Genomic DNA, 20,325 nt, shown 5'->3' with positions numbered 1-20,325 from the left:
CGGGGTCTAGCCGGTCTCTGGAAGAAGGGGGCGGATTATAGAATTCGCGGCCCCAACGAACCGGCCCGACCACCATGTACAAGCTCGTCCTGATCCGCCACGGCGAATCCACCTGGAACCTCGAGAACCGCTTCACCGGCTGGACCGATGTGGAACTCACGCCCACCGGCGTCGATCAGGCCAAGGAAGCCGGCCGTCTGCTGAAGGCCGGTGGCTACGAGTTCGATCTGGCTTACACGTCCGTGCTCAAGCGCGCGATCTGGACGCTCTGGCATGCGCTCGACCAGATGGACCGCACCTGGCTGCCGGTGGCGCACAGCTGGCGCCTCAACGAGCGCCACTACGGTGCCTTGCAGGGCCTCAACAAGGCCGACATGGCCAAGCAGTTTGGCGACGAGCAGGTGCTGATCTGGCGCCGCAGCTACGACACGCCGCCGCCGTCGCTCGAAGCAGCCGATCCGCGCGGCCAGCGCGATGACGTGCGCTACGCCAAGCTCAATCCTGAGGACATCCCCCTGACCGAGTGCCTGAAGGACACCGTGGCCCGTGTGCTGCCGTTCTGGAACGACGCGATCGCACCGGCCATCCGCTCGGGCAAGCGGGTGCTGATCGCCGCGCACGGCAACTCGATCCGCGCGCTGGTCAAGTACCTCGACAACATCGCCGACGCCGACATCGTCGGCGTCAACATCCCCAACGGCGTGCCGCTGGTCTACGAGCTCGATGCCGACCTCAAGCCGATCCGCAGCTACTACCTGGGCGATGCCGAGGCGGTCGCCAAGGCCGCAGCCGCGGTGGCCAGCCAGGGCAAGGCCTGAGGCCGCCATGACATCGCGCCACACCCCCAAGGCCCAGCCCGTTGCGCTGACCCTGCACCAGCAAAGCCGTGCGCTGGCCATCGAGTTCGCCGACGGCGCGAGCTTCTCCATCCCCTTCGAGCTGATGCGCGTTTACTCGCCGTCGGCCGAGGTCCAGGGCCACGGCCCGGGCCAGGAAACCCTGCAGACCGGCAAGCGGCTGGTCAACGTGGATGCTGTCGAGCCGGTCGGTCACTACGCCATCCAGCCGCATTTCAGCGACGGCCATGACAGCGGCATCTTCACCTGGGACTACCTGTACCAGTTGGGTGCGCGTCAGGCCGAACTGTGGGCCGACTACGAGGCCCGCCTGCAGGCCGCCGGCGTCGACCGTGACGCCGCCATGCCGCCGCCCGCCGGCAGCGCCTGTTCCAGCCACTGAGGCATGCGATGAGCGACACCCACTTCGGCTTCAAGACCGTCGACGAGCGCGAGAAGGCCCGCATGGTGCGGGGCGTCTTCGATTCGGTGGCCTCGCGCTACGACGTCATGAACGACGTCATGTCGATGGGCCTGCACCGGGTCTGGAAGGCTTACACCATCGCGGTGTCGGGTGCGCGCAAGGGCCAGCAGGTGCTCGACATCGCCGCCGGCACCGGCGACCTGACGCAGCAGTTCGCCCGCAAGGTCGGACCGAGCGGCCTGGTGGTGCACACTGACATCAACGAAGCCATGCTGCGCACCGGCCGGGATCGCCTGCTCGATGCCGGCATGGGCCTGCCGGCGGCCTGCTGCGATGCCGAGAAGCTGCCCTTTCCGGATGCCCGCTTCGACATCGTCAGCGTCGCCTTCGGTCTGCGCAACATGACCCACAAGGACATCGCGCTGGCCGAGATGGCGCGTGTGCTCAAGCCCGGCGGCAAGCTGCTGGTGCTGGAGTTCTCGCAGGTCGCCGCGCCGCTGCGCAAGGTCTACGACTGGTACTCCTTCAAGGTGTTGCCTCGCATGGGCCAGCTGATTGCCGGCGATGCGCAGAGCTACCAGTACCTGGCCGAGTCGATCCGCATGCACCCGCCGCAGGCTGAGCTCAAGCGGATGATGAAGGCCGCCGGCTTCGGCCATGTCGACGTGCACAACCTGTCGGCCGGCGTGGTGGCGCTGCACGTCGGACTCAAGTGCTGAAGGAATGAAGGACGGACGGACTGAAGGGCTGACGTCCTGAGGGGCTGAACAGCCGTTCGACTTGTTCAGTTCCGTCGTCCGGGCTGCTGGAACTGAACAAACGCGTTGTCCGCACGTCGCATCGGCGCGCCACTCCTTCACGCTTCGGACCTGTTGCTTGCAACATGGGCCTTCAACACGCGGATGAAGGGTTGTCCCGGGCCCAAGCGTGCCGAAAATCCCTTTCATCGTGTCAAGGAAGCCACCGGATCTCCGGCCGGCAGTGACACACGAGGGGGTTCCTGAATGTTCCGAGTCTTTCAGCATCGCACGTCCGGCACGCACTTCGTCGAGCTGCTGGCCGACGGTCTGCTGTGCTTCGTCGCCACCCTGATGGCCGCGATGACCTTGTCCAGCGCGGCCTCCAGCCCGAGCGCCTTTGCCTCGGTTGGCACGCCCGATGTGATCCTGTCGGCGCTGGCCTTCGCGCTGGTCATGGCGCTGATGTATTCCTTCGTTGGTCTGTACCGCCACCGCAATCTGGGCCTGTTCCCGGTCGTGCTGCGGGTCGCCTTCGTCTTCCTGGTCGGTGGCTACATCACCTATCTGGCCGTCAAGTTCATGGCCTATGACGGCTATGCCAGCCGCCTGACCGGTTATTCGCTGCTCTACCTGATGGGCGGCATGGCGCTGTACCGCGGCACCGCCTTCATGGTCCGCCGCGCGGTCGGCACGCGCCGCGTGATGATCGTCGGCAGCGGCGAGGAAGCCGGCCAGGTCTGCGCCGATCTGCGCTCGGCCGAACAGTGGCAGGGCTATGAGGTCGTCGGTGTCTATCCCTCGGCCCATGCATCCTCTGCGCCTTCGGCGGCAACGACCGAAGCCGGCGTGCCGGTCTTCGATGCACGTCGCCGCATGACCGATCTGGTGCGCGAGCACCGCATCAGCGAGATCATCGTCGCGGTGCGCGAGCAGCGTGGCGGCGGTGTCCCGATGGACCAGCTGCTGGACTGCCGCATCGCCGGCGTGCCCATCCTGGACCTGGCCGGCTTCTACGAGCGCACCAAGGCCGAGGTGCCGGTCGACAGCCTGAAGTCGAGCTGGCTGGTCTATGGCGAAGGCTTCGTCCAGGGCCGTCTGCGCGAGTTCACCAAGCGCACCTTCGACATCGTCAGCTCGGCCACGCTGCTGGCGCTGGCCTCGCCGCTGATGCTGGTCACCGCCGTGCTGATCAAGCTCGACAGCCGCGGTCCGGCGCTGTACCGCCAGGAGCGTGTCGGCCTGGGCGGCGAGACTTTCCAGTGCATCAAGTTCCGCAGCATGCGCACCGACGCGGAGAAGGATGGCGTGGCGCGCTGGGCGACCAAGAACGACAACCGCATCACCCGCATCGGCGCCTTCATCCGCAAGACCCGCATCGACGAGCTGCCCCAGCTCATCAGCGTGCTGCGGGGCGAGATGTCGATGGTCGGCCCGCGTCCGGAGCGCCCGTCCTTCGTCGCCCAGCTGCGCGAGCAGATCCCCTTCTACGACCTGCGTCACACCGTCAAGCCAGGCCTGACCGGCTGGGCCCAGGTGCGCTTCTCCTACGGCGCCTCGATCGAGGACGCGCGCCGCAAGCACCAGTTCGACCTGTACTACGTCAAGAACAACTCCCTGCTGTTGGACCTGCAGGTGCTGATCGAGACGGTGTCGGTGGTGCTCTTCCGCGAAGGCGCGCATTGATATTGACCCCTCGCCCGACGGGTACGTCGGGCGATCCCCCGGGGGGATGGGCCGGCTTGGGGCGGCCCGGCGCTCGGCCCGGGGCACGCGTCGCTGATCTTGGCCCCTCGCTCGATGGGTACGTCGGGCGATCCCCCGAGGGGATGGGCCGGCTTGGGGCGGCCCGGCGCTCGGCCCGTTGATCGAATCCGCTGACTTTCCACCCGCCCAGGCGCATCCTCCGGATGCGCCTTTTGTTTTTTCAGTTCAGGTTCGGACCCCAGGGCGGTACGGAAAGTGCGTCCTACACCCCGTACATAGTGCACGTCCGGCCGGACGGGGAGGGGCTTCGCTCGGGTTTCTTCGGCTGGTCACGCTAGGATTCCCGGCGTGCTTGCAGTCAGGCCCTTCCCATCCACAGAGGTATGCACATGACACCGACTTCGACGATCCGCCGCGCCTTCCGCGGTGCCGCACTGGCGCTGGCCACCGCCGGCACGCTGGCCAGCCTGGGTGGCTGCGCCAGCATCAGCAGCGGCTTCCCGCCCGCGCCGCGCACCGCCGAGACGGTCGGGCACCGCTACAAGATCGGCCCGCTGGACGGGCTGAGCATCGTGGTCTGGCGCAACCCCGAGCTGTCGGCCAACGTGACCGTGCGCCCGGACGGCCGCATCTCCACGCCGCTGGTCGATGACGTGCTGGCCGCCGGCAAGAACCCTGCCGACCTGGCGCGCGAGATCGAGCAGTACCTCTCCAAGGTCATCCGCGACCCGGTCGTGACCGTCGTGGTCAGCAGCTTCCAGGGCGCGTTTGCCGAACAGATCCGCATCGTCGGCGAGGCCACCCGCCCGCAGGCGGTCGCCTTCCGCCAGAACATGACCATCCTCGACGTCATGATCCAGGCCGGCGGCCTGACCGATTTCGCCGATGGCAACGGCGCCGTGCTGGTGCGCGGCTCGGAGTCCGGCAAGCAGTACAGCGTCCGCCTGAAGGACCTGCTCAAGCGCGGCGACATCTCGGCCAACGTCGACGTCAAGCCGGGCGACATCATCATCGTGCCGCAGAGCTGGTTCTGATGAACCCGGGGACGCGCCAGCCGGCGTGACCCCGCTCCGGCATCCGCAGGGGTCGTCCGACACGGGCGCGGCCCCGGATCGCAGCATCCTGCCCAACGGCCAAGAGCACGCATGAATCCAGGAATGAACGAGATTTCCAGACAGGTCGCGCAGGCCGCGCGCGGTGTCTGGCGCTACCGCTGGCTGGCCGTCAGCGTGACCTGGGCGTTCGCCCTGGTCGGTGCGGCCGTGGTCTGGCTGGTGCCCGAACGCTTCGCCGCCACCGCGCGGGTCTACGTCGACACGCAGACCGTGCTCAAGCCGCTGATGGCCGGGCTGGCCTTCCAGCCCGACGTCGACCAGCAGGTGCGCATGCTCGGCCGCACGCTGATCTCGCGGCCCAACATCGAGGTGCTGGTCAAGGATCCGGCGATCGGGCTGGGCAGTGGCAACCAGGCCGAGGACGACCGCACGATCGAGACCCTGATGAAGTCCATCAAGGTCGAGAACACCGGCGGCCCGAACATGTATGTGCTGAGCTACCGCGATCCCGACAGCGAGCGCGCCTTGCGACTGGTCGACGCGCTGGTCAACCTGTTCATGGCCTCGGGCACCGAAGGCAAGCGCAAGGACTCGCAGGACGCCAGCCGCTTCATCGACGAGCAGATCAAGGTCTACGAGGCCAAGCTGATCGAGTCGGAGAACCGCCTCAAGGACTTCAAGCTGCGCAACCTGACGGTGGCCTCGACCACCAACCAGGACTACTTCGCCCGCATGGGCGCGATGACCGACGAGATCAACAAGCTGCGCACCGCGCTCAGCGCGGCCGAGCAGTCGCGTGACGCGATCAAGCGCGAGCTGGCCACCGAGCTGCCGGCGCTGCCGGTGGAGGCAGCTTCGGCGCCGTCCTCGCTGACGCCCGAGCTGGACGCGCGGCTCGATGCCCAGCGCCGCCAGCTCGATGACCTGCTGCGCCGCTACACCGACGCGCACCCGGACGTCATCACCACCCGCCGCACCGTCGCCCAGCTCGAAGAGCAGCGCCGGGTCGAGCAGGAGGCCAAGGCGCGCGTGGAAAGCGCCCGACCCAAGGTCACCGGCGCAGCGACCAACCCGGTCTACCAGCGCCTGCGCATCAGTCTGACGGAGGCCGAGGCCAACGTCGCCTCGCTGCGTGCCCAGGTCGGCACCCAGCAGGTCCGGCTTGAAGAGATCCGCGCCCAGGCCGGCCGCATGCCGCAGGCCGAGGCCGAGCTGGCCCAGCTCAACCGCGACTACGACATCATCCGCAAGAACTACGAGCAGCTGGTGTCGCGCCGCGAGGCCGCCTCGCTGGGCGTCAAGATCGACCAGACCGCGTCGATCGCCGACTTCCGCCTGATCGAGCCGCCGCGCGTGCTGCCCCAGCCAGTCTTCCCCAGCCGCACCCAGCTGGCGCTGGCCCTGATGGTGCTGGCGCTGCTGGCCGGCATCGGCACGGCCTGGGTGATGACCTTGCTCAAGCCGACCTTCTCCAGCGAGCGCGAGCTGCGCGAGTTCACCAAGCGCCCGGTGCTGGGTGGCCTGACGCGCATCGTCGACGGCCCCGCGCTCGACCTGCTGCGCCAGGAGCGGCTGCGCATCGCCGGCGCGGCAGGGCTTTTCCTGCTCGGCCACATCGGCTGGATCGCCTTCGTGGCGATGCATTCCGGCTCCTGACCACGACGCCCAAGGACGCATGCGATGAGCATCATCGAACAGGCCGCCAAGCGGCTCGAAGAACTCCGACGCGCCGGCATCGAGGTGCCGAACATGCCGATGCCGCCGGCCAGCGCGCCAGCGCCCGTGCAGGGCGCGGCGGCGGCCACGCCGATCCGTCCCGACGTGCGGGCGGCGGTGGCGGCGGCCGTGGCCATGCCGGTGGCGCCTGCGCCGGTTGAAGCGCCACGGCGCTCGCGCGAGGTCCGCATCGACGTCACCCGGCTGGAACGCGAGGGCTATCTGGTGCCCTCGCAGGCCCGCTCGCAACTCGCCGAGCAGATGCGCATCGTCAAGCGCCCGCTGCTGGCCAATGCCCGCGGCGACAGCGGCCAGCAGATCGCCCGGCCCAACCTGATCCAGGTGGCCAGCGCGCTGCCCGCCGAGGGCAAGACCTTCTTTGCGATCAATCTGGCGATGAGCATCGCCATGGAGGTCGACCACCACGTGCTGCTGGTCGATGCCGACGTGCTGCGGCCGTCCGTGCTGGGACGCCTGGGCGTCGAGCCGGCGCCGGGTCTGCTGGACGTGCTCAAGAACAAGGACCTGTCGCTGGGCGACGTGCTGCTGCGCACCAACATCGACAAGCTCAGCCTGCTGCCCGCCGGCACCGCCAACAAGAACTCGACCGAGCTGCTGGCCAGCACGGGGATGGATGAGCTGCTCGACGAGCTGGCCGCGAAGTACGCCGACCGCATCATCGTCTTCGATGCCCCGCCGCTGATCCCGACCACCGAATCGCGCGTGCTGGCCACCCACATGGGCCAGGTCGTGATGGTGGTGGAGGCCGAGAAGACCACCCATGCGCAGGTGACGCAGGCCTATGCCGCCGTGGCCGAATGCCCGGTCGTGCTGTCGGTGCTCAACAAATGCCACAGCAGAGGGACCGGCAATGCCTATGGCTACTACTACGCCTCCTGAGCGCATGCACCGCACGCCGTGGCTGGCGTTCCTGCTGGGCGCCCTGTGCATGGCCGGCCCCGGTCAGGTCGTCGCCCAGGGCATGGCCCGGCCTGCCGAGGTCCGCACCGGCCCGAACGGTCAGCCCCTCGATCCTTCGCAGCTCGTCGACGCGGCCCCGCCGCCCGGCGTGTCGCAGGCCTATGCCGTGCGGCCGGCGCTGCAGGTGCGCAGCACGACCACCAACAACATCTCGCTGACCGGCTCGGACACCGCCCGCGCCGACAGCGTCGTCGTGGCGACGCCCCGGCTCGATGCCCGCATCAACACGCCCGGCCTGCGGCTGGATGCGGCGCTGGCCGCTGACCTGGTCGCCTACGTCGGCCGCAGCCGCGCCGACCGGATCTTCCCGAATGCCCGCACCGACGCCACCGTGCAGCTGCTGGAGCGGCTGCTGTTCGTCGACGGCAGCCTGAGCGCGGACACCAGCACGCCCAATCCCTTCGGCCTGCTCGATGCACCGGCGCAGACGGTCTTCACCCGCAGCACGACCACCCGCGAGCGCATCAGCCCCTACATCGACCGCGAGGTCGGGCCCGATGCGCGCCTGCAGCTGCGCACCGATCACAGCTGGGTCCAGAACGAGGCCGGCATCTCGACGCTGGGCGATGCCCGCCTGTCCGAACAGACGGGCCTGTACGAGCTGCGGCCGCAACCCTTCGGCCTGCGCCTGCAGGGCCAGCGCCAGGCGTCGACCTTCTCCGGCTCGAACAGCTCGGACGTCACCTTCACCAACGCACGCGCCTCGCTGCTCTACGCGGTCTTGCCGGCTCAGCTGGTGCTGATCGCCACCGGCGGCACCGACCACGGCCGCTACGGCAGCAACGACGTGCGCGAGACCTTGCGCGGCGGCGGCCTGATTTGGACGCCAACCGAACGCACGCGGCTGGACCTGCAGGCCGAGAAGCGCTTCTTCGGCACCGGCTGGAATGTCAACTTCGCGCACCGCTCGCCCTTCCTGGGCATCGGCGCCGGACTCAGCCAGCAGGCCACCACCTATGCCGCCCAGGTCGCCACCTTGCCGGCCGGTGCCGACCTGACGGCGCTGTTCGACGCCATGCTCAGCACGCGCATCGCCAACCCGGCCGAACGCGCCGCCGCCGTCCAGCAGCTGATCGCGCAGCGCAACCTGCCGACCACGCTGGGCAGCGCGCTGAACCTGTTCTCGGCCACCGCGCAGCTGCAAAAGAGCGCCAACCTGTCGCTGGCGCTGCTGGGCGTGCGCCACACCGTCACGCTGCGCGGCTTCTACAACCGCACCGAGGACCTGATCGGCAACGACCTGCCGCCGCTGATCTCCAGCGACGCGCGCCAGTACGGCACCTCGCTGGGCCTGAACCGCCGGCTGCGACCGGAAACCACCGCCGACCTCACGTTCGGCCGCACCCGCGTGGTGGGCTTCGGTCCCAACGCCGCCACCCGCACGCGCAGCAACAGCGTCCGGCTCGGCCTGAGCCAGGCCTTCTCGCCGCGCACCACGGCCACGGCGTCGCTCAACCGGCTCTGGATCGATTCGACCGTGCTGGCCGACGCCAACCAGTCCTCGCTGTCCTTCGGCCTGCTGCACCGCTTCTGACGGAGCCTCGATGTACGAGTCCCATTTCGGCTTCCACGGCCAGCCCTTCCAGCTCAATCCCGACCCGGCCTTCTACTTCAACAGCCGCGGCCACGGCCGGGCGCTGGCCTACCTGCAGTACGGCGTCACGCAGTCCGAGGGCTTCATCGTCATCACCGGCGAGATCGGCGCGGGCAAGACGACGCTGCTGCGCATGCTGCTCGAAGGCCTGGACCGCCAGAAGGTGCTGCCGGCCCAAATCGTCAGCACGCAGCTGGAATCGGGCGAACTGCTGCAGGCCATCATCACGGCCTTCGGCATCCCCGCCAGCGGGACCTCCAAGCCTCACCTGATCGCCACGCTGGAAGCCTTCCTGACGGCACTGGCCGCGCAGGGCCGGCATGCGCTGCTGATCGTCGACGAGGCCCAGAACCTGGACCCGCGCGCGGTCGAGGAACTGCGCATGCTGTCGAACTTCCAGCTCGGCAACAAGGCGCTGCTGCAGAGCTTCCTGGTCGGCCAGCCGGAGCTGCGCCGCATCCTCGAATCGCCCTCGATGGAGCAGCTGCGCCAGCGCGTCACCGCCTCCTACCACCTCGGCCCGTTGGGCTTCGAGGAGACCCAGGGCTATGTCGAACACCGCCTGAAGCATGTTGGCTGGACCGACCGGCCAACCTTCTCGCCCGAGGCCTTCGACAGCCTCTACCGCTGGACCGGCGGCGTGCCGCGGCGCCTGAACCGCCTGTGCAACCGCGTGCTGCTGGCGGCCTTCCTGGACGGCCGCGACCACATCGACGGCGCGCTGGTCGAGCGCACCGCCGAGGAACTGCGCCAGGAGATCGGCGAGAACGACTTCACCCCCGTTGCCGTGCCGGCGCGCAGCCTGGGCGCGTTGGCCGCCCGCGAGGAGGCCGAAGCGGCCGAAGCGGCCGCAGCGGCTGCACCGGCCCCGGTGCCGGCCCCCGTCGCGGTCGAGGCGCCTGCCGTGTCGGCCGAACCGATCGACAAGCCGGTTGCCGAACCGATCGCCGAACCGGGTGCCGAACCGCTTGCTGAATCGGCTACCGAAGCCGATCCGCTGGTCGACCTGGACACGCTCGACGCGAGCTTGCCCGAGCCGCCGAGCGAGGAACTGCTCGACGACGTCGATGCCTTGCTGGCGGCCTCGGCCCGCCACCTGGAGGCGATCGAGGCCCAGGTTCGGGACGACGCGGCGCTGGACCTCGACGCGATCGCCGGCCGGGTGCTGTCGGCCACGCCCGCCGATCTGCCGCTGGCCGCTGCGGCGGTCGAACGCACCGAGAAGATGGGCGCCCGCCGTCGCGGCGAGGTGCTGCTGTGTCTGGTCGACACCGAAAGCGGTGCCCTCAAGCTGGCCGCGCTGGTCAAGGGTCTGGCGACGCAGGCCGACGCGCCGCGTGTCGTGCTGGTCAACCCCGGCGCCCGCGCCCGGATCTGGCCCTGGGAACAGATGGAGCGGCTGCTGCCCTCGCCCGACGAGGCGCTGCACCTGGGTCTGCCGGCCGATGCGGCCTTCGAGCGTGTGCTGCCGCTGGCCTTCGAACGCATGGGCCGGGTGATCGACGAACTCCAGCCCGCCGCCGTGCTGCTGCTGGGCGAGAGCGAAGCGCTGCAGACGCTGGCGCTGTGCGCGCACCGGCGCGGCTTGCCGCTGGTGCGGCTCGAAGCCGGACTGGGCCTGTCGGCGCGACCGGCCTTGCTCGATCCGCTGTCGGAACTGCTGCTCGCGCCGGCCCGCCCGGCGCCGCTGCGGGCGCTGCGCCGGCTGGGCATCGATGCCGAGCGGGTGGTCAGCATTCCCGGCCAGCTGCGCGTGGATGCCCTGGCTGCCGTCTGGTCCGAAGTCAGCAGCCTGCGTGGCGCGCTGATGCGCCTGGGCCTGCCCTACGACCTGGATCCGGGCTGGTCCGGCCAGTTCGGCGCCGAGATGCCCTATGGCCTGGCGACCCACCATTTCGACGTCAACGACAGCCATGCCGTTGTCGCCACCGTGACCCGGCTGCTGGCCTTGCCGCAGACCGACAAGATCGTCTGGCTGATGGACCGCGCCGGCATCCAGGCCTTGCGCATGCGCCTGGCCGAACACGCCGACCTCGCCACCCGCGTCGTGCTGGTCGAAGGCGATGGCCCGCGGGCCGAGGCCGAGCGCGACCGCATCGCCCAGGCCCGCGTGCTGTGCCGCGAGGTCGACTCCTTGCCCGACCAGATGAGCATGCTGCGAGGGGCCCGCTGGGCAGCGGTTGACGCCGGCCAGGTGATGGCCGACGCGGCCGAGCTGCTCGGCGTGCCCGCGCTCGCCTGGCAGGACGGCGCCTACGTCGAGCTGCCGCTGGTGCGCGAGTCCGGCAGTCCGGGCGTGCGCCATGTGGCCGATCAGCGCGAGACGCTGGCGGTCTGGCTCAGCGCCCAGCCGGCGCCCACCGGGCAGGACCTGCAGCGCGAACTGCCCGAAGGGCAGGGCGGTGCGGTCGAGGCCGTGCTGACGCGCTTGCGCGCCTGGCGGGTGCGCCGGGCCACCGAGGCCCAGGCGGCGGCCTCGCTGCGCGAGACCGTGGCCGCTGCGACGGCCGCAGCGGCTGCGGCGACCGCCTGAAAGGTTGAAAGGTTGAGCGGCGGAGCGGCTCAGCTCCCGCCAGGGCGACCTCAGTCCAGCAGCGCCTGTGCGAACTCGCGGGCGTCGAAGGGCTGCAGGTCGGCCAGACCCTCGCCAACGCCGATGAAGTAGACCGGCACGCCGCCCTTGCCTTGGGCCGCTCGTTCGCGGCCCCACAGCGCAATCGCGGCCAGCACGCCGCCCTTGGCGGTGCCGTCGAGCTTGGTCACGACCAGGCCGGTCAGACCCAGCATCGCGTCGAAGGCCTTGACCTGTGCCAGCGCGTTCTGGCCGGTGTTGCCGTCCACCACCAGCACGACCTCGTGCGGCGCGCCGTCCATCGCCCGGCCCAGCGTGCGGTGGATCTTGCGCAGCTCTTCCATCAGGTGGGTCTGCGTGGCCAGCCGCCCGGCGGTGTCGGCGATCACGACGTCGCAGCCGCGTGCCTGGCCAGCCTTGACCGCGTCGAAGCAGACGGCGGCCGGGTCGCCACCTTCCTGGCTGACGATCTCCACCTGGTTGCGGTCGGCCCAGACCGACAGCTGCTCGCGCGCGGCTGCGCGGAAGGTGTCGGCCGCCGCCAGCAGCACCTTGCACTGCGCCTCGGCCAGGTGGCGGGTCAGCTTGCCGATGGTGGTCGTCTTGCCGGCGCCGTTGACGCCCGCCACCATCATCACGGTGGGCTGGTGGGCGTCGACCTTCAGCGTGGCCTCCAGCGGCTGCAGCAGCTCGGTCAGCACCTCGACCAGCAGCGCCTTGACGGCCTGCGGGTCGGTGGCCTTGGTTTCCTTGACGCGGCGCTTCAGTTCACCCAGCAAGTGCTGGGTGGCGCCGACGCCGGCATCGGCCATCAGCAACGCGGCTTCGAGGTCCTCGTAGAGCGCCTCGTCGATCTGCGTGCCGGTGAAGACCTGGGCGATCGACGAGCCGGTGCGGCGCAGGCCGGCCTTGAGGCGGTCCAGCCAGCCGCCGGGGGCGGTCGGCGTGGCGGGTGTGGACGGTGCGGGCGTGACCGCAGGGGCGGGCGCCGGGGTCGCCTTGCGGCGCAGGAAGCTGAACATGGTCGGGCGCGGGACCGCGACGAATCCGTCGTGGTGCGGGGAGGCCCGCCGGTCCGGTCACGTGGTTGGATGGGAAGCCTGAAATTGTAGGCAGCCCCGGCGCCGCGCCGTTGCCCGCCCGGGCCCTTGCAGAGCCGCTTCCTACAATCCCGCGATGACCACGTCCCCCCGTTCCCCGCGTTTGTCCCCCTCTGCACGTCCAGCTGGCGAGGTCCGGCTGATCGGCGGCCAGTGGAAGCGCAGCAAGCTCGCCGTGCCCGACCGCCCCGGCCTGCGCCCGACGCCCGACCGGGTCCGCGAGACCCTGTTCAACTGGCTCGGGCAGGACCTGGCGGGCTGGCAGGTGGTCGACGCCTATGCGGGCAGCGGCGCACTGGGCTTCGAGGCCGCTTCGCGCGGCGCGGCGCGGGTCGTGCTGATCGAGCACGACGCCATGCTGGTGCACACGCTGCTGGCTGCCTCGCAGCGCCTCGGAGCGACCGATCGGGTGCAGGTCGTGCGTGCCGATGCACAGGCCTGGCTGCGCGGCCAGCCGGCGCAGGCCTGGGACCTGGTGCTGCTCGATCCGCCCTTTGGCCTCGGCCTGGACGGCCCGGCCCTGCAGGCCGCGCGCCGCGTCATCCGCGACGACGGCTGGATCTACCTCGAATCAGGCCAGCCGCTGGACGAGACACAGGCCGCCGCCGTCGGCCTGAGGCTGCACCGCCACGGTCGCGCGGGCCTGGTGCACTTCCACCTGCTGACGCCGCTGGCGCCGGGCGTTGCCCAGGAAGTGCCCCGGTAAACTGCACGCCCCTGTAACCCGAGCGGCGCCGTGCGCGCGAGGAGCCTGACTTGACCCCGGTGACCCACCAACTCACGGCCATCTACCCAGGCACCTTCGACCCGATGACGCTGGGTCACCAGGACCTGATGCGGCGCGCCAGCCGGCTGTTCAGCCGCCTGATCGTCGCGGTCGCGGCGGGGCACCACAAGAACACGATGTTCAGCGTCGAGGAGCGTCTGGAGATCGCGCAGGAACTGGCCGCCAGCCATCCGAACGTCGAGGTCGTGGCCTTCCGCGGCCTGCTGCGCGACTTCGTGGTCCAGCACGGCGGCAAGGTCGTGGTGCGCGGTCTGCGCGCGGTCAGCGACTTCGAATACGAGTTCCAGATGGCCGGCATGAACCGCCAGCTCATGCCCGAGGTCGAGACCCTGTTCCTCACGCCCAGCGACCAGTACCAGTTCATCAGCGGCACCTTCGTGCGCGAGATTGCCGTGCTGGGCGGTGATGTCTCCAAGTTCGTGGCACCGTCGGTGCTCGAACGGCTCAAGCGCCGCGTCGCCGCCCGGGCGGCGGGCGGCTGAGGAACAGCCACCATGGCCCTGATGATCACGTCGGAGTGCATCAACTGCGACGTCTGCGAACCCGAGTGCCCCAACCAGGCGATCTCGATGGGCGACGACTACTACGTCATCGACCCTGACCGCTGCACCGAATGTGTCGGCCACTTCGGAGAGCCGCAGTGTGTGCAGGTCTGCCCGGTCGAATGCATCCCGATCCATCCCGAACACGTCGAGACCCCGGCCCAGCTGCAACGCAAGTACGAGCGGCTGCAGGCCGAGGCGCGGCTCACGGTGCCTCCGGCTTGACGGCCTGATCGCCGTCTGCGGGCGCATTCGGTGTCTTGGGCGGTTTGGGCGGCTTGGGCCGCGGCGGCTGGGCGTGCAGCTTCTGCTGGGCGGCGATCAGCTCGCCGCGCTGCATCAGCTCGACGTGGTCCATGGACTTGGCGATGCAGCCCTCGATGGCCTCTCGTTCGGCCGCCAGCGGCTTGCGCAGCACGAAGGCCGCGACCTCCGAACGAACGCCCGGGTGGCCGATGCCCAGCCGCAGCCGCCAGGTGTCGGGCGAGCCGAGCTGGGCCTGGATGTCCTTCAGGCCGTTGTGGCCCGCCGCGCCGCCGCCCTGCTTGAGCTTCATCTGGCCGGGCAGCAGGTCCAACTCGTCGTGCACGACCAGGATCTCGGCTGGCTCGACCTTGAAGAAGCGCGCCAGTGCCGCGACCGACTTGCCCGACAGGTTCATGTAGGTCATCGGCTGCAGCAGCCAGACCGCCTGACCGCCGACCAGCGTGCGGGCGATCAGGCCGTGGTAGGCCCGGTCCGGTTGCAGGTGGCAGTTCCAGCGCCGCGCCAGCGCGTCGATCCACCAGAAACCGGCGTTGTGGCGCGTGGCCTCGTACTCAGGGCCGGGATTGCCCAGGCCGACAAAGAGTCGAATCATGGCGAAGGGTCCAGTCCAGAAAGACGAAACCCCGCCGCAGCGGGGTTGTTCGGGCAGGCCGCACGGGGCGACCAGTCCGCAGCTTACTTCTTGCCCTTGGCGGCCTTGCCCTTGGCGGGCGCGGGCGCGGCGGCGACAACGATCTCTTCCTCGACGATCGGCACCACGGTCGCGACGACCGGGTTCTTCTTGCCGTGGGTGATGATCTTGACGCCTTCATCGAGCTTGATGTCGTCGATGTGCAGCGACTGGCCCTTGGCCAGGCCGCCCAGGTCGACGGTCAGGAACTCGGGCAGCTTCTCGGCCAGGCACTCGATCTCGACGCTGGCGATCACGTGGGTGATCAGGCACTTGTCGAACTTGACGGCCTGCGACTCGGCTTCGTTGACGAAGTGCAGCGGCACCTTCTTGTGGATGCGGGTGGTCGAGTCCACGCGCTGGAAGTCCACGTGCAGGACCAGCGGCTTGAAGGCGTGCATCTGCACGTCGCGCAGCACGACCTTCTCGGACTTGCCGGCCAGGTCCATCTCCAGCACGGAGGAATGGAAGGCTTCCTTCTTCAGCGCATGGAACAGCGCGTTGTGGTCCAGCTCGATCGAGGCGGGTTGGCCAGCACCGTAGACGATGCCCGGAACCTTGCCCGACACGCGCAGGCGGCGGCTCGCTCCGGTCCCCTGCAGTTCACGCGCGTAAGCGACGAATTTCATGGTTTTCTCCAGACTTGGAAGGGCGCCCGCGACCAGGCGTCCGAGGTTGGCGGAAGCTCCGCCGGAACAGGTCGCGTCCAGGCTGGACGCGGCCTCGAAAAAGGGATCAGAAGTTGTTGTTCTGCTCGGAGAACAGCGAGGTCACCGACTCGCCGTCCGAGATGCGCCGGATGGTCTCGGCGAACAGGAAGGCCACCGACAGCTGGCGCACCTTGGGCGTGGCCTTGGCGTCGCCGTGCAGCGGGATGGTGTTGGTGATCACGACCTCGTCGAGGTGCGACTTGCCGATGCGCTCCAGCGCCGGGCCCGAGAACACCGGGTGGGTGCAGTAGGCGAACACGCTCTTGGCGCCGCGCTCCTTGAGCACCTCGGCCGCCTTCACGAGCGTGCCAGCGGTGTCGATCATGTCGTCCATGATCACGCAGTTGCGCTTGTCGATCTCGCCGATGACGTGCATCACTTCGGAGACGTTGGCCTTCGGGCGGCGCTTGTCGATGATCGCCAGGTCGCAGCCCAGCTGCTTGGCCAGCGCGCGGGCACGCACCACGCCGCCGACGTCCGGCGAGACGACCACGAGGTCCTCGTAGCGCTTGCCCTGGAGGTCAGACAGCAGCACCGGCGAGGCGTAGATGTTGTCGACCGGGATGTCGAAGAAGCCCTGGATCTGGTCGGCGTGCAGGTCCATCGTCAGGACCCTGTTGACGCCGGCGGCTTCCAGCATGTTGGCAACGACCTTGGCGCTGATCGGCACGCGGGTCGAACGTGGGCGGCGGTCCTGGCGGGCGTAGCCGAAGTAGGGGATCACCGCCGTGATGCGCCGGGCCGAGGCACGCTTGAGCGCGTCGACCATCAGCAGCAACTCCATCAGGTTCTCGTTGGTCGGCGCGCAGGTGGGCTGGACCACGAAGACGTCGCGGGCGCGCACGTTCTGCTGGATCTCGATGGTGACTTCGCCATCGGAGAAGCGACCGACCGACGCCTTGCCCAGTTCGATGCGCAGATCGTTGGCGATCTCCTGCGCGAGCGTCGGGTTGGCGTTGCCGGTGAAGAGGACGGTGTCGGCGAGCATGCGCGTGATCCCGGAGCGGGCGAAGCCGCGTGATGTGGCGACATCAAGAAACAGGCGCCTCGCCGGAGACCGACGGGCGCCTGATGCATGGTTTGGCAGGGGAGGAAGGACTCGAACCCTCGCATGTCGGAATCAAAATCCGATGCCTTGACCAACTTGGCGACTCCCCTACACAGGACCACTCTGACGAGCAGACCTTGAACTGTCTGGCGCCTCAGTCGTCGAGCCAGCCGCGCAGCGGATGGTCCGGCAGACTGCGACACCACCGGGCGATCCAGTCATCGGGCAGGGTCGCCAGAACCCGCCGCCAACCTGTCGGTTCGCCGATGGCGCCGGGGACCAGCCCCGCGCACTCTGTTCGTTGTCCTGCAAACACCGTGCTGCCTGATCCACTCATGCGGCTTGTGCCCACATGGCGCTCCAGCAATCTGGCGGCTTGTCCAACCTGTTCGCTGTATACCTCGGCACACGGCTGCAAGTCGTTTCTGCCAAACGCCAGGGTGTCTGCAAGAAAGTCCGCCACTATAGCGGGCGGTGTGGACCGTGACAAGAGGGGGCTGCCAAAAATCGCGGCCGTGGGGATGGCCACGGGCGGCTTGACGAGTCCGAAGCCGTGCGCCGGCAGGTCGATCGGGGTGAGCTGCTCGCCGATGCCTTCGACCCAGGCGTTGCTGCCGCCGATGAAGAAGGGCACGTCTGCGCCCAGCGTCAGGCCCAGCGCGGCCAGACGGGCGCGCGACCAGCCCAAGCCCCACAGCCGGTTCAGGCCGATCAGCACGGTGGCCGCGTCCGAGCTGCCGCCGCCCAGGCCGGCGCCCCAGGGCACCTGCTTGTCGATGCGGATCTCGACGCCCTGACGCGTGCCCGAGGCCGCTTGCAGCGCGCGGGCGGCCCGGGTGCACAGGTCGTCATCTGGCAGCGCGGGACCGAGGTCGACCCGCGAGATGACGCCGTCGTCGCGCCGCAGCAGGTCCAGCGTGTCGCACCAGTCGATCAGGCAGAAGACCGACTGCAGCAGGTGATAGCCGTCGGCGCGTCGGCCGGTGACGTGCAGAAAGAGGTTGAGCTTGGCCGGAGCCGGCAGGTCGTGCAGCGCGTCGATCATGGCCTTGGGCGTGCGGGGCTCTCAGCGACCGTCAAGCTTGGCGCGCACGGTCACGCGCGGCAAGGGTTGTGCGCGCACCGCCACCAGCAGGCCATCGGCGATGCGGTCGGTGCGCACGTCCCAGCCGAGTTGCTCGAAGCCGTCGGCGCCGCCGGCCTGATGGGTGCGGGCCGGCCACGGACGGCCTTCGAGCCAGTCGAACAGCGCGGCGATCGGCAGGCTCTGACCGGTCAGCTCCTCGGCCATGTCCTCCAGGCTGGCATAGCGGCGGGTCTCGTCGGGCGTGCGCAGCCGCACCGCCTGTGCGGGCGACCATTCGGCCACGCCGATCTGCGCGCCCAGCGGGTTGGCCAGCGCCATCCAGCCAGCTTCCGGCCGACCGTGCAGCTCGAAGCTGGCACTGAACGAGCGCGCGGCATCACCATCGACCTGCACGGCCAGGCGGCCGCTGTGGCTGGCGCCTTCGGGCCGGACGACGGGCGCGAGGTTCTGGCAGGCTGCGAGCAGCGTTGACACGGCCAGCAGCAAGGCCGGACCGGCCCTGCGCGGGCGCGTCAGCCTCACAGGCGGACCTTGAGGCGCGTCAGCGTCTCGGCCAGCACGTCGTTGCTGGCGTCGCGCTGCTGACCGGCGCGCCAGATCTGCAGCGCCTCGTCCTGCCGGCCCAGCGACCACAGCACCTCGCCGAGGTGGGCGCCGATCTCGACGTCCGGACGCTGCTGGTAGACGCCCTGCAGGATGCGCAGGGCCTCTTCGCGTCGGCCGAGCCTGAACTCGACCCAGCCCAGGCTGTCGCCGATGAACGGGTCGCCTGGGGCCAGTTCGAGCGCCTTCTGGATCAGCGCGCGGGCCTCCTCCAGCCGCAGGCCACGATCGGCAAGGCTGTAGCCCAGCGCGTTGTAGGCGTGTTGCTGGTCGGGCTTGACCTCGATGACCCGGCGCAGCAGCCGCTCCATCTCGTCGTGGCGCAGCAGCTTCTCGGCCAGCAGGGCTTGCTCGTAGAGCAGGTCGGGATCGTCGGGCTGAGCCTGGTTGGCGCGGGTCAGCAGCTCGTAGGCGGCCTGCCACTGGCGTGCATCACGCAGCAGCTGGGTCTCGCCCATGACCTTGGCGCGGCGGTCCTCGGCATTGCGCTCGGGCAGGGTGCGGATCAGCGCGCGGCCTTCATCGAGCTTGCCGGTGCGCGCCAGCAGCGAGGCGCGCCGCAGGATCACGCCGGACGCATCGCCCGTGCCGCTCAGGCGTTCCAGCCAGCGCTGGGCGCCTTCGTAGTCCTTGAGCTGCTCGCTGACCTGCGACAGCATCAGGATGGCCTGGTTGCGCTCCTGGTCATCGGCGGCGGCGTGGGCCTCGGCCGCCTCGTCGCTGTCGTTGGCCTGTTCATCGCCATCGCCGTCAGCCTTGGCGACGGGCTTGCCGGTCTCCTTCAGATCCAGGTAGCGCGTCAGCGATGTCCGCGCCGCCTCCATCTCGGCCAGCTCGATCTGCAAGGCGCCACGCATCAGCCAGGCCGGCGCGTGGTCGGGCTGGTAGGTGACCAGGTCGGTCGTGACGGCAAGGGCCTCGCGGTAACGCTGCGCGGCGGTCAGCCGGCGGGCGTAGATCAGGCGGATCGGCGCGCTGGCCTTGGGCGCCCGGTTGTAGGTCTCGGCCAGTGCCTCGGCGCGGGGGTCCTTGCCGAACAGCTCCAGGCCGATCAGCGCGGCGCCGTCGCTGCCCGGATCGACCTGCTGGACCTGCTGGGCGAGGTCCAGCGGCCGGCGTGTCTCGCCCGCTGCCAGCCAGCCGCGTGCGGCGGCCAGCAGCGCGGCGTTGCGTGTCAGGCTGCCTTCCTTCCAGGGCTCGACCGCCTTGTCGAGCACGGCCGCTGCGGCGGCGGCCTGTTCGCCGCGCATCACCAGGCCGGACAGGGCCTCGATCACGCCCGGCCGGTCGGCCACCGGTGCCAGCTCGATGGTCGCGCGCATCGGTTCGAGCGCGTCTTGCACCTGCCCGAGCGCCATCAGCACCTGGGCCTGCATCGCGGCGGCGTTGTGGGACTTGGGCAGGCTCAGGCGCCAGGCCTTCAGGCCGGCCAGTGCCTGCTCGGCGGCGCGGTTCTCAATGGCGATGTCGATGCTGCGCTTGAACAAGGCCTCGTCGCGGGTGCGGCGGGCCGCGTCCAGCAGGACCTGATGGGCAATGGCCGGCTCGCCGTTGCGCAGCTCCAGCTCGGCGACCAGCAGCTGGTAGAAGGTTTGTGCATCAAGGGTCGAGTTGCCCGGCCGGCGCGTTGATCCGGCGGTGGACGCGGCCTTCGCGGCCTGGGCCAGCGCAGGGCCGGGTTCGGGCGCCGTCAAGGCTTGTGCGGGCGCGTTCGCGCCGAGCAGCGCCACGATCGCCGCGGCGTGCCAGCGCACGCGCCACATCGGCGTCTTCGAGCGTGACCGGGCACCGTTCAGGGCGTGGGTGGCGGGGCGGGGCAGGTCGCGCATCGGTCGGGCTCCAGGCATCGAATCATTCTAGGTGGGGGCCTCCGACGGGCCAGGCCGCGA

Annotated in this window: 19 protein-coding genes and 1 tRNA gene; 12 read left to right on the top strand and 8 right to left on the bottom strand. The window is 69.6% G+C overall.

Annotated elements, in window-relative coordinates:
• The first annotated feature begins 74 nt into the window (after positions 1-74).
• From gpmA to EV685_RS20800, 9 genes are all read left to right on the top strand, one after another.
• Positions 75-818, top strand: a complete 744-nt coding sequence (gene gpmA, locus EV685_RS13955) for a 2,3-diphosphoglycerate-dependent phosphoglycerate mutase (RefSeq protein WP_130482642.1) — start codon at positions 75-77, stop codon at positions 816-818.
• A 7-nt stretch (positions 819-825) separates the two neighbouring features.
• The gene (locus EV685_RS13950; protein ID WP_130482641.1) at positions 826-1,239 is read left to right on the top strand and encodes a gamma-butyrobetaine hydroxylase family protein; all 414 of its coding nucleotides are present in this window, start codon (positions 826-828) and stop codon (positions 1,237-1,239) included.
• An 8-nt stretch (positions 1,240-1,247) separates the two neighbouring features.
• Positions 1,248-1,979, top strand: a complete 732-nt coding sequence (gene ubiE, locus EV685_RS13945; RefSeq protein ID WP_130482640.1) for a bifunctional demethylmenaquinone methyltransferase/2-methoxy-6-polyprenyl-1,4-benzoquinol methylase UbiE — start codon at positions 1,248-1,250, stop codon at positions 1,977-1,979.
• A gap of 285 nt (positions 1,980-2,264) precedes the next feature.
• Complete coding sequence (locus EV685_RS13940; RefSeq protein ID WP_130482639.1) at positions 2,265-3,683, top strand: sugar transferase; 1,419 nt, start codon at positions 2,265-2,267, stop codon at positions 3,681-3,683.
• 410 nt (positions 3,684-4,093) lie between these two features.
• Complete coding sequence (locus EV685_RS13935; RefSeq protein ID WP_207224825.1) at positions 4,094-4,738, top strand: XrtA/PEP-CTERM system exopolysaccharide export protein; 645 nt, start codon at positions 4,094-4,096, stop codon at positions 4,736-4,738.
• A gap of 123 nt (positions 4,739-4,861) precedes the next feature.
• Positions 4,862-6,415: an XrtA system polysaccharide chain length determinant gene (locus tag EV685_RS13930; RefSeq protein WP_165396804.1), complete on the top strand. Its 1,554-nt coding sequence runs from the start codon at positions 4,862-4,864 to the stop codon at positions 6,413-6,415.
• A gap of 24 nt (positions 6,416-6,439) precedes the next feature.
• Positions 6,440-7,375 (top strand): XrtA-associated tyrosine autokinase, encoded by a 936-nt coding sequence (locus EV685_RS13925; protein WP_130482636.1) that lies wholly within the window; start codon positions 6,440-6,442, stop codon positions 7,373-7,375.
• Between the two features lie 4 nt (positions 7,376-7,379).
• The gene (locus tag EV685_RS13920; RefSeq protein WP_165396803.1) at positions 7,380-8,990 is read left to right on the top strand and encodes a TIGR03016 family PEP-CTERM system-associated outer membrane protein; all 1,611 of its coding nucleotides are present in this window, start codon (positions 7,380-7,382) and stop codon (positions 8,988-8,990) included.
• A gap of 10 nt (positions 8,991-9,000) precedes the next feature.
• Entirely contained in the window at positions 9,001-11,583 is a 2,583-nt protein-coding gene (locus EV685_RS20800) for an XrtA/PEP-CTERM system-associated ATPase (protein WP_207224824.1), read from the top strand.
• Positions 11,584-11,633: 50 nt separating this feature from the next.
• Here the strand turns inward: EV685_RS20800 and ftsY are convergent, their stop codons facing one another.
• Positions 11,634-12,644, bottom strand: a complete 1,011-nt coding sequence (gene ftsY, locus EV685_RS13910; protein ID WP_130482634.1) for a signal recognition particle-docking protein FtsY — start codon at positions 12,642-12,644, stop codon at positions 11,634-11,636.
• 154 nt (positions 12,645-12,798) lie between these two features.
• On the opposite strand from ftsY, the gene rsmD reads away from it, so the two are divergent.
• From rsmD to EV685_RS13895, 3 genes are read left to right on the top strand one after another with little or no spacing between them, the layout of a single operon-like run.
• Positions 12,799-13,428 (top strand): 16S rRNA (guanine(966)-N(2))-methyltransferase RsmD, encoded by a 630-nt coding sequence (rsmD, locus tag EV685_RS13905; RefSeq protein ID WP_130482633.1) that lies wholly within the window; start codon positions 12,799-12,801, stop codon positions 13,426-13,428.
• A 50-nt stretch (positions 13,429-13,478) separates the two neighbouring features.
• Positions 13,479-13,991: a pantetheine-phosphate adenylyltransferase gene (coaD, locus tag EV685_RS13900; protein ID WP_207224823.1), complete on the top strand. Its 513-nt coding sequence runs from the start codon at positions 13,479-13,481 to the stop codon at positions 13,989-13,991.
• A 12-nt stretch (positions 13,992-14,003) separates the two neighbouring features.
• Complete coding sequence (locus EV685_RS13895; protein WP_130482631.1) at positions 14,004-14,276, top strand: YfhL family 4Fe-4S dicluster ferredoxin; 273 nt, start codon at positions 14,004-14,006, stop codon at positions 14,274-14,276.
• On the opposite strand, the gene pth is transcribed toward EV685_RS13895, so the two are convergent.
• The 7 genes from pth to EV685_RS13860 all read right to left on the bottom strand — a co-directional run bounded on the left by pth (position 14,257) and on the right by EV685_RS13860 (position 20,265).
• Positions 14,257-14,910, bottom strand: a complete 654-nt coding sequence (pth, locus tag EV685_RS13890) for an aminoacyl-tRNA hydrolase (protein WP_130482630.1) — start codon at positions 14,908-14,910, stop codon at positions 14,257-14,259. The genes EV685_RS13895 and pth overlap by 20 nt on opposite strands.
• A gap of 83 nt (positions 14,911-14,993) precedes the next feature.
• Positions 14,994-15,617 carry a 50S ribosomal protein L25/general stress protein Ctc gene (locus EV685_RS13885; RefSeq protein WP_130482629.1) on the bottom strand — a complete coding sequence of 208 codons (624 nt, stop codon included), beginning with the start codon at positions 15,615-15,617 and terminating at the stop codon, positions 14,994-14,996.
• Between the two features lie 106 nt (positions 15,618-15,723).
• Complete coding sequence (locus EV685_RS13880) at positions 15,724-16,686, bottom strand: ribose-phosphate pyrophosphokinase (RefSeq protein ID WP_130482628.1); 963 nt, start codon at positions 16,684-16,686, stop codon at positions 15,724-15,726.
• Between the two features lie 93 nt (positions 16,687-16,779).
• Positions 16,780-16,856: transfer RNA gene (locus EV685_RS13875), tRNA-Gln, on the bottom strand.
• 44 nt (positions 16,857-16,900) lie between these two features.
• Entirely contained in the window at positions 16,901-17,791 is an 891-nt protein-coding gene (gene ispE, locus EV685_RS13870; RefSeq protein WP_130482627.1) for a 4-(cytidine 5'-diphospho)-2-C-methyl-D-erythritol kinase, read from the bottom strand.
• A gap of 21 nt (positions 17,792-17,812) precedes the next feature.
• On the bottom strand, positions 17,813-18,355 hold the full coding sequence (locus EV685_RS13865) for a lipoprotein insertase outer membrane protein LolB (protein WP_165396802.1): 543 nt from the start codon (positions 18,353-18,355) through the stop codon (positions 17,813-17,815).
• Positions 18,352-20,265 (bottom strand): tetratricopeptide repeat protein, encoded by a 1,914-nt coding sequence (locus EV685_RS13860; RefSeq protein ID WP_130482625.1) that lies wholly within the window; start codon positions 20,263-20,265, stop codon positions 18,352-18,354. Before EV685_RS13860 ends, EV685_RS13865 begins: the two co-directional genes overlap by 4 nt.
• Between the last annotated feature and the right edge of the window lie 60 nt (positions 20,266-20,325).

Origin of the sequence: Sphaerotilus mobilis (genome assembly GCF_004216565.1) — a bacterium.
In the GTDB taxonomy this organism is placed as follows: domain Bacteria; phylum Pseudomonadota; class Gammaproteobacteria; order Burkholderiales; family Burkholderiaceae_C; genus Sphaerotilus; species Sphaerotilus mobilis.
The sequence above is the reverse complement of the archived record's forward strand: the minus strand, read 5'-3'. Positions and strand labels throughout refer to the sequence as shown.